Origin of the sequence: Bombiscardovia coagulans, from assembly GCF_002259585.1 — a bacterium.
GTDB classification, from domain to species: domain Bacteria; phylum Actinomycetota; class Actinomycetes; order Actinomycetales; family Bifidobacteriaceae; genus Bombiscardovia; species Bombiscardovia coagulans.
In genome coordinates this window covers 94,296-108,065 of the sequence record NZ_MWWS01000007.1, presented here as the reverse complement: position 1 = coordinate 108,065, position 13,770 = coordinate 94,296, and the positions used below count along the sequence as shown (strand labels likewise).

Genomic DNA, 13,770 nt, shown 5'->3' with positions numbered 1-13,770 from the left:
AAGATACTCTTTAAGCTTTGAAGCTAAAAATATTAAGGGTAAAGGTAATTTTCAGGGCACTGTTAACCAAAATGTCCTTGCCAAGGTAGAATTCTTGGATGAGGCTGGTAATGAAATTACTACAACGGAACCAGGGGCAACGCCTTTCCCGACTCAGATTACTAACGGTGGAACACCGTCAACTGTCACATTTCCTAAAGTGAGCAAGCCAGGTTATACACCATGCTGGAAAATTGACACTTCTAAGGCAGATTGTATTCCAGAAAGTACAGTATTTGATTCGATGACTCAGGTGCATTTAGGATGGGTTCCTAACAAGTACACAGTTTCGTATGACACACAGTTACCAGGTGTTACCCCTCCTGCTTCCTCTGAAATAGTACATGATGGTAGAGTTACTCAACCCACTGATCCAAGTGCTCACGGTTATAAGTTCCTCGGCTGGTCTACAAGTCAGAATGCTCCTGGAGGACCATATTATGATTTCGCTAATACACCTGTAACTGGTGATGTCAAACTCTACGCCCAATGGGAAAAGCTTCCCTTCCCGGTGAAGTTTGTGGACGCTGTAGATGGTACTCCAGCAGCGCAAAACCAGAGTGTTTTGTTTGAAGATAAAGCAAATAAGCCAAGTGACCCAACAAAGAACGGGTATACTTTCCTTGGCTGGACAGCTGATCAAGCTGGTACGATACCGTTTGATTTTGCTAATACTGGAATTCAAGATGCCACCACTGTTTATGCTCAGTGGAAAAAGAATCAGTACACCGTTTCCTTTGATACGCAAGATCCTCAGGTAGCCAATCCTGCATCGCAGACTGTGGAATACCAAGATAAGGCCACCAAGCCTACTGAAGTAGGAAATAAACCAGGCTATGTCTTTGCAGGCTGGACTACAGACAAAGAAGGTAAGCACCCTTACACGTTTGACACCCCAGTTACTGGCAACATCACAGTCTACGGGCAGTGGACGAAAGCCAAAGTTCACTTCGATGAACAGACAGAAAAGCCTGTCGTAACCACTGGAATCAATTCCACTGGTCTTCCTGACAAGCCTGTAGATCCAAAACTAGAAGGTTCAACGTTTGTGGGTTGGTCTCTGACTCCAGATGGGTCAAAGCCTTATGATTTCTCCACTCCCGTGCCTGATGGTACAACTCTCTACGCAGTATGGAAGCCTATCGAGAACACAGTGACGTTTGATCCACAAGGTGGTTCAGCTGTTAATGAGCAGCATGTTCAGTACAAAAAGCCAGCAAATAAGCCCGCAGGTCCTACTCGTGAAGGCTTTAAGTTCCTCGGCTGGACTCTTGATCCAGAAGGTAAGAACCCATTTGACTTCTCGACCAAGATTAAGGCAAATACTAAAGTATATGCTCAATGGCAGAAGATAGATGTACCAGCTTCTTCCTCCGGATCGGCTTCTCACAGTGATGGTGCTCAGGGGCATAGTGCTAAGGATCCAGCTACAAATGTAGATCCAGATGTAGCTCCAAGGGATACCCCTAAGACTGTCGGTTCTGCGACCGAGTCAGCGCCTTCGCAGGAGGATCCAGGCATTCTTGCCAGAACTGGTTCTGATGTATTAGGAGTCCTTGGCCTTGGTTTGACCATGTTAGTGGCTGCTTTAGCTGCCATGTGGATTTCACGAAAGCGTTCAGCTAAGTAAAACCAGTTATTGCCAATAAAAAGCAGTAAGTTCAAAGGCCCTCAGGTTTATATCCTGAGGGCCTTTGCTATCTTTTATAGATACCCTTACCATAAAACTTGAGTGACAACAACTCAAGTTTTGGGAATAGATGATATGAAACTCTGGTTGACTTTGGTAGATAAAGACAAAAGGGTCTTGCATAAAGAGTAGGCAGGACCATCAGCGCTTGGAGGAAGAATGGAACACAACTTTACCACCATGGCTCAAGAGGCCTTGGGAGATGCTATACAGTCTGCATCTGCGGCAGGTAACCCACAGGTAGATACATTGCACCTGCTGGATTCGTTGATCCGACAGCAATCAGGAGTCGTGCCTAGCCTCTTGCAGGCAGTCGGTGCTGATCCTCAAACCATCGGTGCTGCTGTTCGCAATGCATTAGTTGCTCTGCCTTCGGCATCAAGTGCAAGCTCAGCACAGCCATCAGCAAGCCGTCAGCTAACTAAGGTCTTATCGGATGCTGAACAAGAAATGCGTCGAATGGGAGATGAATATGTTTCTACTGAGCATCTGCTTATAGCTATAGCAGAAGGAGATGCTCAGGCATCCACAATTTTGAAACAATCTGGTGCCACTGCTGAAACTCTACGCAAGGCTATCCCAGAAATTCGTGGAAATGCTAAGGTAACCAGTCAGGACGCTGAAGGTACATACAAAGCACTGGAAAAATACTCAATTGATCTCACTGCTCAAGCAAAAGAAGGTAAGTTAGATCCAGTTATCGGTCGTGACCAAGAAATCCGTAGGGTGATTCAGATATTGTCGCGGCGTACTAAAAATAATCCTGTATTGATCGGTGAGCCAGGCGTCGGAAAAACTGCTGTAGTTGAGGGGCTAGCGCAGCGGATTGTGGCAGGAGACGTTCCCACAGGTCTCGAGGGAAAGAGATTAATCTCTCTAGACCTGTCGTCGATGGTTGCAGGTTCCAAATATCGTGGTGAATTCGAGGAGCGTCTTAAGGCTGTACTCAATGAAATAAAGGCAGCTAATGGGCAGATAATTACTTTTATTGATGAGATTCACACAATTGTTGGTGCTGGTGCTAGCGAAGGGTCAATGGATGCTGGCAACATGCTCAAACCGATGTTGGCACGCGGAGAACTTCGCCTTATTGGTGCGACAACGCTGGATGAGTATAGGGAAAATATTGAAAAAGATCCCGCTCTAGAACGACGCTTCCAGCAAGTCTTTGTCGGTGAGCCATCAGTAGAGGATACTATCGCTATTCTTCGCGGGTTAAAGCAGCGGTATGAAGCCCATCACAAAGTGACTATAGGAGACGATGCGTTAGTTGCTGCCGCCACCTTATCTAATCGGTATATTACTGGGCGCCAGCTTCCTGATAAAGCCATTGATCTGGTTGATGAAGCAGCTGCGCATTTGCGGATGGAATTGGATTCGCAGCCAGAAGAAATTGATGAACTCCAGCGTAAAGTTACCCGTCTTGAGATGGAAGAGATGCAGCTGAAAAAAGCAGACGATTTGTCGTCTCAAGATCGGTTGAAGAAGTTGCAGGCTGAACTCGCTGACACCAAAGAGAAACTCTCTGGTCTCAAGTCTCGTTGGGAGCAGGAGAAGGCAGGGCACAATAAGGTAGGTGATTTGCGTGCCCAGCTCGATGCTCTGCGAGTTGAAGCAGATAAAGCCACCCGTGAAGGTGATTTGGAGAAGGCTTCGAGACTTCTGTACGGTGAGATTCCCACTATCCGCAAGCAATTAGCTCAGGCAGAAAGCGAAGCAGATAAGGACAAAACCGCTAGTGGAACTGAGGCTGATAGCAGTAACGAAGAGCAAGAACCCATGGTTCCTGACCATGTGGATGCCGACTCAGTGGCTGAGATTGTTGCGGACTGGACTGGTATTCCAGTAGGCCGCCTCATGCAAGGTGAGAACGAAAAACTCTTGCATATGGAAGACTACTTGAGCAAGAAGGTTATTGGACAATCAGAAGCGATTCAAGCTGTCTCCGATGCTGTCCGGCGCTCGCGTGCAGGAATATCAGACCCTGACCGCCCCACTGGTTCCTTCATGTTCTTAGGGCCTACGGGTGTTGGTAAGACTGAGCTGGCTAAAGCTCTTGCGGATTTCCTCTTTGATGATGAGAAAGCCATGATAAGAATAGATATGTCTGAATACATGGAAAAGGCTTCTGTTTCTCGTCTCATAGGTGCCGCTCCAGGCTACGTCGGGTATGAAGAGGGAGGACAGCTGACGGAAGCTGTGCGCAGGCGTCCATATTCAGTGGTGCTTTTTGATGAGGTTGAAAAGGCCAACCCTGAGGTTTTCGACATACTCTTGCAGGTGCTTGATGATGGGCGCTTAACGGATGGTCAAGGTAGGACGGTTGACTTTAAGAACACCATTTTGATTATGACCTCTAACTTAGGTTCACAGTATTTGGTGGATGAACAGATGGATGCTGAGGCTCAGCACAAGGCTGTCATGGACATGGTTCATGCCTCCTTTAAGCCTGAGTTCATCAATCGTCTCGATGATCTTATTGTCTTCCATCCACTTACTCGTGAAGAGCTAGGCAGCATCGTTGATATTCAGGTTCAGCAAGTGGCTAGTCGCTTGACTGATCGTCGCATCACACTCGATGTGTCGAATTCGGCCCGTGAATGGTTAGCCAACATGGGATATGATCCAGCCTATGGGGCTAGACCACTACGTCGATTGGTGCAAACTGAAGTGGGTGATCAGTTGGCGCGAATGCTGCTGGCTGGCAAGGTGCATGATGGAGATACAGTACTGGTTGATCAGACTGGCGGCGAACACTTAGAGCTCTCCGCATGGTCTACTGACCAATTAGTGGCTGACGATATCCAGGTGGACAGTGTTGCTACTGACGAGTCTGGTCAGGAACAGGGTGGTCAGCAGGGTGCCACTCAGCATTCTCAGAACTGAGGTTATAGGTGCGGTCGGCGTCTGCAATGATTTGTGGGCGCCTGGCTGCCAATGTGGGTAGCTCTTCAGGTTTAGCCTGTGCTAGGAAATGCCAGCGCTTACTCAATCTTGTATGTTTGCCAAGCAGTAAGAGATTACCAATCGGTATTATGGCAGCAATAAGAGTCGCAACAGGTGCCACCATGGGGTTAAGCATCCATCCCCAAACTGGATATGTAATTCCAGTAGCTAGCAGCACCGCTAGCAGGTTATACGTGTATGCCCATATAAGGTTGAGGTGGCTAACTTTTTTGCTTGCTCGGGCTAATTCAATGGCCTGTGCAATCCCATCTAAATTCCCGGTTTGTAGGAGAAGGTCGATACTCTCTTCCGGATGAGCCTGTGCATTGCCTGCCAAGGGGGACAGATCAGGGGATAAAACAATATGTGTTTGAGCAGCTGACTGTGCTTGTGGTTCTGCTCCAGCTGCTGCTGCAAAGGCAATGAAACCTGCACTCTTGCTGTTATTTGAATTGGTGGTTGGTTCCATTTCTACCATGCGATGCAAGTCATTGCTAAAGCGCTGTGTCCAGTGGGCTTTGCGCTTGTGGTCTACACCGGTAAAGAGGAAATCGACACCAGCTTCCCGGGCGGCTTTCTCGATATAGTCACCTTGTTGTGATGTATCGGAGTTCTCTTTTTCTAGAACTACAGAGGTGACTCCTATGCCCCGCAAATGGGTGCTGGTTCTTGCTAGTTCGGCAAATGATGGCTGGCCGGTATCGGATTGAATCGTGGTACCTATAGCAGATTCATCGATAACGACAGTCTGTGTGGCTGCTAGCTGATTCATGGCTTGGTATGAAGTATATAATATGCCGTGGTTCAAACCGGAACTTAAGGCTGTTGTAAAAGACAATGGTATAGAGACTGCAATAGCAGTTGGACAGGCGATAATCAGTACGGATACAGCATTGGCTACTGCATGAGCAAGGTGCGGTTGTGGGCCTACAAGAAGCCAGATCATAAATGTCCACACAGCTATAATCATTACGATTGGTTCGGCTTTGGATAAGAACTTGTTAGCTTGACTTTGGCTATCAGATTTGCTGGAAAGTGCCCTATAGATAATTCCCTCGAACTGCGATGAGATTTGATGAGAGGTATCTGGGTGATTGGTGAATATGTGATTCGTAGTTTTGTTGAGGAAGAGTTTACCGGTCAATGCACGGAGACGAGCATTTTGCTCGCTGAGACTAGCAAATAGTGCCAAAGTGGTAATCGTTCCAATTACATCAAAATATGGTTGCTGGGACCCTGTGGGAAGTAAATTGGTAAAAGCACAAGCTGTAAGGCTGTACGTATAGGCAAGTGCTGTGGCAATTGTGACTAAGGAACTTAGGTTTGTTTGGCTGTGCCGCAACTGTTGCCAGCCATCGGCATATATAGGTCTGCCGCAATAGAAAACGACTGGAGTAATCACAATTGCTTGAATCCAGGGGCTTGTAAGCCATGCTGGCAAGACAGCAGGGTTTAGCAGGGTGCACAAGTCTATGAGTAAGACGGGTGCTGTTAGAACGGCTGAAATAAGAGTTAGCTTCTTGGTCTGCTGGCTCTTCATCCGTAAGCGGTGTATACGCTCATCGTGCGTCATGCTGTCTTGAATTACTTTTCCTGACCCTTGTGTATCTAAGAAGCCATGAGCTTGGTCGTTGCTCTCTGTTTCGTGTTGGTGCAGGAGGAAATACCAAATAATGAACCATGTTAATGCTGCTGCTATGAGAATGTCGGCGACGGTCAGAAATATGTCGATTCCCATGGGGCCTCCTTATTGGCTGGGCCTACGAATGAGTTGCCTAACGGGCTGTCATTCATACTGTGCTGTTCTCTATTGTCCTCCAATCAAAAGTATAAATGTGCATAATGCCGTGAATCATTGCGGAAAAAACGAATTGGTTGGTATTCGTCTAAGTCTTGTGATTGTCTAGAACATATGTTCGATACTGTCTCTGTGATCATCCTTCTTGCAGCGGTAATCTGTGCCTTGGTAATAGGTCTTGTGCTTGGGATGAGTCTAGGTAAAGCTCGCGCGCGTGAGGCTCTGCAAACAACTCAGCAGCAGGCAAGTCGAGATACAGACGATTTAGTTGACCAGTTGAGAGAACAATTGGCTCAAATGCAGGGGAAAGTGGTGCAGTACAAGACACAATTTGAGGCTACAACCGAGCAAGTCTCTTTTCTGAAATCCCAGCTCGCTCAGGCTCAGCAGGCAGAGCAGATGCGTTTAGCTCATGAGCGAGAACAAGCTCAGGCCCGTGAAGAAGAGAAGCGTAAGCAGCAGGCTGACGCCTTACAAGAGCAGAGCAAAGTACTTTCTGCCCTAGCTCCCGTGCAGAAGAATTTGGACGCTTTACAACATAAGGTCGCTCAGATTGAAGAGGGGCGCAAGCAAGAGATGGGGGCTCTAGGACAACAGTTAAAGAGCCTCGGTGAGCAACAGGGAAAGCTGGACAAGGAAACTAGCTCATTGGCTTCAGCCCTTCGTAATAACAAGGTTCGTGGTTCATGGGGTGAAGCTCAACTCAAGAATATCGTAGAATCTGCTGGGCTCATTGAGCATGTAGATTTCGATACCCAGGTAGTGGTAACAGCTTCTGATGGCAGGGTTCTGCGACCTGATATGGTAGTTCACCTGCCTGGAGGGAAAACTATACCAATTGATGCTAAAGCTCCTTTTTCTGACTACCAGCGTGCTTGTGAGATTTCCGATACTGCGTCTGCTGAAGAATTAGCTCGTAAGCAAGAGCTGTTGAAAGCACACGCCAAAGCCTTACGCGACCATGTCAAAGCTTTAGCTGATAAAGAATATTGGAACGCATTTGACATCACTCCTGATTTCGTAGTTGCTTTTATCCCAAGTGAATCCTTGCTTCAGGCTGCTTTGGAAGCTGATCCTTCGTTGATGGATGATGCCTTTGCTCAGAAGGTTGCTTTGACTTCACCAGTGACCCTCTGGGCAGTGTTGAAATCAGTAGCTTACGCCTGGCAGCAGCAGTCCCTCACTGACGATGCTAAGCAGCTGTTTTCTCTTACCCGTGAACTGTATGAGCGCTTTGCTACTTTGGGTACCAAAGCGAATGCCTTGGGAACTGCTATAACCAGGACAGCTAAGGCCTATAATGCTTTCGCTACAACTCTAGAGAGTCGTGTGTTAGTTACTGCAAGGAAACTACAGAATCTGGAGCCTACGAAAATTATCGATCAGGTCAATCTTATTGATTCCGAGCAAGCAGATGTGCGCGAACTTACAGCACCTGAGACACAGTCGTCATTGGGATCTGACTTCTTGTGATGACTATCCGGACCTACAGGATGAGCGCTGTTGTTTGGTCGTGGTGAGTAGTAACTAGAACATAAAATGCCGGGAGATTAAAAAGAATGAGTTATTTTCGGTCTTGCGATAAGCTACAGTTATGACGGTACAGAGCCAGAAAAACGATTCACGGACCAGTAACGCAGTAGCATCAGCTGATGGTGACTGTGTCTGCAAGCTGGGAGTAGCAGAAGCTCGCAAGGAATTGCAGAACATGCTCGCGGTAGAGATTAACGGAAGGCCTTTTACTGAGCTTGCGGGTGTTACTTTTCATCACAGGGGTGCAGAACTAGCCGGTCAAGTACTTTTAGATGCTTTACAGGAGGCTGGCTATTCCGCAGCAGATTTCGATGCAGTTGGTGCCCTCACAGCTGCTGCAGTACCACTCGTTGATGCCGTGCTCCATGCTGCTACCCAGCGAGGACAGAAGTTAAACGCTTTTGTTATGGATTTTGTATACCCTTCAATTAAGGGTCCTTCTATCGCTGGCAAGAGAGTATTGCTCTTGGATGCTTGGCTCAGTGAAAAATCATATGTGCAGACGTCATCGTTAGTCACCTTGCGCAACGGCAATGAGTTAAGTTTAGATTGTGGGATTGTGAGCAGACAAGGTGCCAGCATAGTCGCAGTTATTTCCTTGGTCGGAGGAATTGGTATCCGTGAATCGTCTGATTCTGTATCTTCTCCATCGCAACAGTTAGCAGAAGATCCTCTGCGAACAGCTATAAAGATTGTTGACCCGATAGACGCTCATGAACAGATGATACCGTTTGTATGTGCCTTCGATGAAAGTCTGTTTGAACCTGATGTGGGAGAAAGTCAATCAGCAGACAATGACTGTGAACAGATGAGGTAAAAGGGGTTGCATGACTAAACCAAACCCGATTACGCAGGCGGCTATGGACTCTGGCGAACCCATATTTCGTGAAATTGGCGTGGGGCCTTGGGCCCAGGAACATTCCGGTCAGGTTAGGCCAGATAATCCGGAGGCTCCAAACTATGATTCACGCATGGATCCTGACCTGCTCGATAATGGAGACAGGCGTAACATACTAGACCGCTACCGCTATTGGAAAGTGGAAGCCATACGCGCAGACTTAGATCTTCGAGGGCGGAATGGATTCGAGGTAGCGGTAGAAAACTGGACTCACGATTTCAATATCGGTTCTATGGTTCGTTCGGCTAATGCTTTCGGCGCGGCGAAGGTTCATATTGTTGGTCCCCATAAGTGGAACCGCAAGGGTTCGCTGATGACCGAACTGTACCAGCATGTGGAGCACCATCCAACCATCGAGAGCTTAGTGACCAACTGGCGCAACGATCGGCAAGAGGAAGTGCATAGCTTAACTGTTCAAGCCCACAATACGGATCATCAAGCGGAACGTGATGCTTTGCTGGCTACAGCTCGGGTTGCCTCTGAAGCTAGGGTGATTGCTCTCGATATTGTGCCAGGTGCTGTGCCGATTGAGACGTATAAGTTCCCTGAGCGCTGCCTCCTCCTTTTTGGCGCTGAAGGACCAGGGCTCTCTCAGACGGCGCTTGATTTGGCAGATACTGTAGTCTACATTTCTCAGTTCGGATCAGTTCGTTCTATCAATGCCGGAGCTGCTGCTGCTGTGGCTATGCATGCATGGGTATCTCAACACTTCCAGGGGTAGTTGATGTACGTATGGAATAAGTTATGAATTGGAAGTAAGGGAATGCTATGCTTTGTAGATGATAACTATTGAGCATCTGACAAAGATATTTGGTGCAAAGAACGCCATAGATGATGTGTCCTTTACTGCTGAAGATGGTAAGGTCACGGGTTTTCTAGGACCGAACGGCGCTGGAAAATCAACCACTATGCGGGCGGCTCTAGGGTTGATTCGCCCTACTTCGGGCACTGCCCTTATTGATGGTAAACCCTTTAGACAGATGAGCTCTCCGATGAGAGAAGTTGGTGCTGTCTTGAATCCTCGTTCAGCTCATAAGAATCGCACGGCCCGAGCTCATTTAGAAGCTCTAGCTTTGAGCAATGGTATTTCTAAGCATCGAGTGGATGAGGTGATGGAACTCGCTGGCATCACTTCGGTAGCTAAGAAAAAGGTAGGTTCTTTTTCGTTAGGTATGGGTCAAAGACTTTCTATAGCTGCCGCGCTTCTCGGTGATCCTCAGAACCTGCTTTTTGATGAGCCAGTCAATGGGTTGGACCCCGAAGGTGTTTTGTGGGTTCGTCAACTTTGCCGTTTTTATGCTTCACAAGGCAAATGTGTACTCTTGAGTTCTCATCTCATGAGCGAAGTGGCACAAACTGCTGATAACTTGGTCATTATTGGGAAGGGTCATATTTTAGAACGTACAACAGTTACACAGTTCATATCTGAACACTCGTCCCATGCGATTCGTGTAGCGACGCCTGAGGTCAATCGCTTGCAAGGACTGTTACAGGGGCAGCCAGGGGTTGCTTTCCAATTGCTTCCATCGAATGTTCAAGATTCTTCAGGTGCTCAAATCTTGAGAGTTACTGGTATGGAGCTAAAGCAGTTGGCACAGATGGCGGCAGCTCAGCAGATTGCTCTGTATGAGATACATGAGGAGCAAGCATCCCTCGAGGAAGCTTACATGGCTTTGACTCATGGGCAAGAGGAATATAAGACAGCCCCCCTGCCTACACCAGAATCAACGCACTATCAAGCTCAGCCAGTACAACCTCATTCGCAGCCTATATCGAGTGCTCCCAATAGCTATCAGCAGCCTCCAGTTCAGTCTCAGATGCCAGCTATGCCGATTCCTCAACACATACCGCCCGATGCCAGACCATCAACGCAGCAGTACCCAAATGAGATTGGTAATCAAACAGGTAACCAGAACGAGGAAGGAGGTGCGCGATGAGTCAACCTACTATGCCAGGTGATGCAAGCATGAACGCTCCAACTGGAAATGTCAGCCAGGATTCTGCCGGTAACTATCAGACATCTCGTTCCGAGATGAGTCAGCGGGTTCATGTGAGTTTGTGGCACTGCATTCGCAGTGAATATATCAAATTTACTAGTTTGAAATCCACATGGATCTTGTTAATTATTAACGCTTTGCTTATACCTATGGGGGCTGCCTTAGCTGCGTGGTCTGTGCAATTGGCAGCTAGGCTAAGTATGGAGGCTGAAGGTGGCAAGGGTGAGGCCATGCCTATTCCAGCTTCTGTGCCATGGCAATCGATAACTACTTTTGTTACGGTAACAACGATAGTGGTAGGTATCTTCGGAGTGATGAGCATCACTTCTGAATTTGTTTCTACTTCGATTGATGCTACTTTAACTGCTAATCCTCACCGTAATATGGTGTTAGGAGCTAAAGCAATCGTTGCATCAGTCTTTACGTGGTGTTCGACTCAGCTTGGTATTCTACTTTCTTGGACAGCTGTAGGGTTAATTTTCCGTGGTATTACAACTTCTCATCTCAAGTCTGAGCTAAGTGCCCTTCCTTGGGTAAGTATTTTGGGCGCGCCCATAGTTGATGTCTTATTTGTGGTTATGGCGATTGGTATCGGAGCTTTGTGTCGGTCAACGGTAGCTGGAGTTTTTGTACTTATTGCTATTGATATGTTTTTGCCCGCAGCTGTAGCTATCCTATCCAATCTTGGTAATGCCTTTGCATGGCTGCAAACCCTGGGCAGATTGATGCCGCTGCAGTTGATGTCCACTTTCCTAGCTGGTGGCCTCAATGATGTACACAATGGTCCGGTGTCTGGTTTCTACCCCTCTTGGTGGCAGTCAGGTCTCTTGCTCTTGGTCTGGACTGTGATCTTCTACATCTGTGGAGCAGTAGTTCTTGACCGCCGCGACATAAAGTAGTCAAGTTCCTATTACACATAGTTACTTCTGAGAAGTCCTGGTAAATTCGCTATCGCTGCAGTTTACTAGGACTTCTTTCATGTTATCTATGTGGCGTACGGGTGTCACGCGAAACGCATAGTATGGTTGCTATGCCTACATTTACACGTGAAGAGATTGAGAATTTGGGGCGTTTAGCCCAGATTGCCTTGACGGATGGGGAAATTGAACGTCTTAAAGGTGAACTCAACGTTATAGCTGAATCGATTACTAAAGTGCAGGAGGTGGCTGGCAGTGACGTACCACCCACTGCTAACCCAATTCCAATAGAGGCTTATTTGAGGCCTGATGAAGCAGAGGAGCCTCTGAGCCAAAAGGAAGCGCTAGCAGGTGCTCCTGAGACCGAAGCGGGCATGTTTGTAGCCCCACGCATCCTAGGGGAAGAGTGAGGAATGACTAATACACAAGAACTCGTGCGGCTGTCTGCGGCACAGATGGCTGAGAAAATACGTTCAAGAGACATTTCCTCCCGAGAGCTAGTAGAAGCGGAATTAGAGGTTATTGAAGCAGCTGAGCCAAGTATCGATGCCTTCCTGCATGTCTCTCGTGATGAGGCGCTTGCACAAGCTGATGATGTTGATAAGAAGCTTGCATCGGGTGATGCTGAGAGTTTGCCTGAGTTGGCAGGTGTGCCAGTTGCTATCAAAGACATGATTGTCACTAAAGGCATTCCTACCACAGCAGCCTCTAAGATCCTGGAAGGCTGGATACCTCCCTACGATGCGACTGTGGTAGAGAAACTCAAAGCTGCTGGTATGCCAATCCTTGGTAAAACTAATCTTGACGAATTTGCTCAAGGATCCTCTACCGAGCACTCTGCTTTCAAACGTACTTGTAATCCTTGGGATACGGACTGTGTTCCAGGCGGCTCTGGTGGTGGTTCAGCCGCAGCTGTCGGTGCCTTCGAATCTCCGTTAGCTTTGGGTACTGACACGGGCGGCTCCATTCGCCAGCCTTCTGCTCTTACCGGTACTGTAGGCGTCAAACCTACGTATGGTGGGGTCTCTCGTTATGGTGCTATTGCTATGGCTTCATCCTTGGATCAGGTTGGTCCCGTCGCTCGTACAGTATTGGACGCTGCCCTTCTTCAAGAAGTGATCGGTGGTTATGATCGAAGAGATTCCACTTCCATCCCAAAGCCAATACCTCCGCTAGCACAGGCTGCACGCGAGGGAGCAAGGATGGACCTACATGGTATGAAAGTTGGATTAGTTAAGGAGTTGGGAGGCAAAGGCTATCAGCCTGACGTTGAGGCTCGCTTTAACGAAGGCGTTCAGCTTTTGCAAGATATGGGAGCAGAAGTCGTTGAGGTTTCTTGCCCTCACTTCTCATACGCCTTAGCTGCTTATTACATCATCATGCCTTCTGAGGTATCTTCCAATCTCGCTCGGTATGACGGTATGCGGTACGGATTACGAGTTATGCCGCCCGAGGGAATGGAACAAACAGCAGCTAACATGATGGCCGTTACCCGTGAAGCTGGTTTCGGTGATGAGGTTAAGCGCCGCATAATTCTGGGAATTTATGCTCTGTCTGCCGGCTATTATGATGCTTGGTATGGTTCTGCTCAAAAGGTGCGCACACTTATCATCCGTGATTTGGAAGCGGCATTCAAGCAGGCAGATGTGTTGATTTCTCCAGCTTCACCGACAACAGCTTTCAAGTTTGGTGAACGTATGGACGACCCATTGGCTATGTACTTGAGCGATGTGGCGACAATTCCCGCAAACATGGCTGGTTCCCCTGCTATGTCTATTCCTGCTGGTCTTTCAAAGGATGGACTGCCTGTTGGCTTCCAATTCTTTGCTCCTCAAATGCGTGATGATGTCATGTACAAGCCAGCTGCTGCTCTAGAAGCAGCGCTCGAAAAGCAGTGGGGTGGTTCTATATACCAGAGTATGAAAACCCCATGGCTGGGTGAGAACAAGTAA

At 47.8% G+C, this 13,770-nt stretch carries 9 protein-coding genes and 2 pseudogenes; 10 read left to right on the top strand and 1 reads right to left on the bottom strand.

The window, feature by feature from the left end:
- Together BOCO_RS06295 and clpB are read left to right on the top strand one after the other, a co-directional pair.
- Positions 1 to 1,669 (top strand): InlB B-repeat-containing protein (locus BOCO_RS06295; RefSeq protein ID WP_148140073.1); only part of this gene is annotated, 1,669 nt, incomplete at its 5' end.
- A 219-nt stretch (positions 1,670 to 1,888) separates the two neighbouring features.
- Positions 1,889 to 4,615, top strand: coding sequence for an ATP-dependent chaperone ClpB (clpB, locus tag BOCO_RS06290; RefSeq protein WP_094723338.1), 2,727 nt, complete (start codon positions 1,889 to 1,891; stop codon positions 4,613 to 4,615).
- On the opposite strand, the gene BOCO_RS06285 is transcribed toward clpB, so the two are convergent.
- Positions 4,551 to 6,413, bottom strand: a complete 1,863-nt coding sequence (locus tag BOCO_RS06285; protein ID WP_094723336.1) for an HAD family hydrolase — start codon at positions 6,411 to 6,413, stop codon at positions 4,551 to 4,553. The genes clpB and BOCO_RS06285 overlap by 65 nt on opposite strands.
- Positions 6,414 to 6,587: 174 nt before the next feature.
- On the opposite strand from BOCO_RS06285, the gene BOCO_RS06280 reads away from it, so the two are divergent.
- From BOCO_RS06280 to gatA, 8 genes and pseudogenes are all read left to right on the top strand, one after another.
- Positions 6,588 to 7,946, top strand: a complete 1,359-nt coding sequence (locus tag BOCO_RS06280) for a DNA recombination protein RmuC (RefSeq protein ID WP_094723334.1) — start codon at positions 6,588 to 6,590, stop codon at positions 7,944 to 7,946.
- Positions 7,947 to 8,067: 121 nt separating this feature from the next.
- Positions 8,068 to 8,823 carry a type I phosphoribosyltransferase gene (locus BOCO_RS06275; protein WP_211278696.1) on the top strand — a complete coding sequence of 252 codons (756 nt, stop codon included), beginning with the start codon at positions 8,068 to 8,070 and terminating at the stop codon, positions 8,821 to 8,823.
- A 10-nt stretch (positions 8,824 to 8,833) separates the two neighbouring features.
- A pseudogene (locus BOCO_RS07700) lies at positions 8,834 to 9,287 on the top strand (RNA methyltransferase); the annotation flags it as partial.
- Positions 9,269 to 9,625, top strand: a complete 357-nt coding sequence (locus BOCO_RS07695; protein ID WP_476727132.1) for a TrmH family RNA methyltransferase — start codon at positions 9,269 to 9,271, stop codon at positions 9,623 to 9,625. The pseudogene BOCO_RS07700 and the gene BOCO_RS07695, both read left to right, overlap by 19 nt.
- Before the next feature lie 58 nt (positions 9,626 to 9,683).
- Positions 9,684 to 10,622, top strand: a pseudogene (locus BOCO_RS06265) (ATP-binding cassette domain-containing protein); the annotation flags it as partial.
- A gap of 215 nt (positions 10,623 to 10,837) precedes the next feature.
- On the top strand, positions 10,838 to 11,800 hold the full coding sequence (locus tag BOCO_RS06260) for a hypothetical protein (RefSeq protein ID WP_094723328.1): 963 nt from the start codon (positions 10,838 to 10,840) through the stop codon (positions 11,798 to 11,800).
- A 131-nt stretch (positions 11,801 to 11,931) separates the two neighbouring features.
- Positions 11,932 to 12,228 (top strand): Asp-tRNA(Asn)/Glu-tRNA(Gln) amidotransferase subunit GatC, encoded by a 297-nt coding sequence (gene gatC / locus BOCO_RS06255; protein WP_094723348.1) that lies wholly within the window; start codon positions 11,932 to 11,934, stop codon positions 12,226 to 12,228.
- Positions 12,229 to 12,231: 3 nt separating this feature from the next.
- Positions 12,232 to 13,770 carry an Asp-tRNA(Asn)/Glu-tRNA(Gln) amidotransferase subunit GatA gene (gatA, locus tag BOCO_RS06250; protein ID WP_094723326.1) on the top strand — a complete coding sequence of 513 codons (1,539 nt, stop codon included), beginning with the start codon at positions 12,232 to 12,234 and terminating at the stop codon, positions 13,768 to 13,770.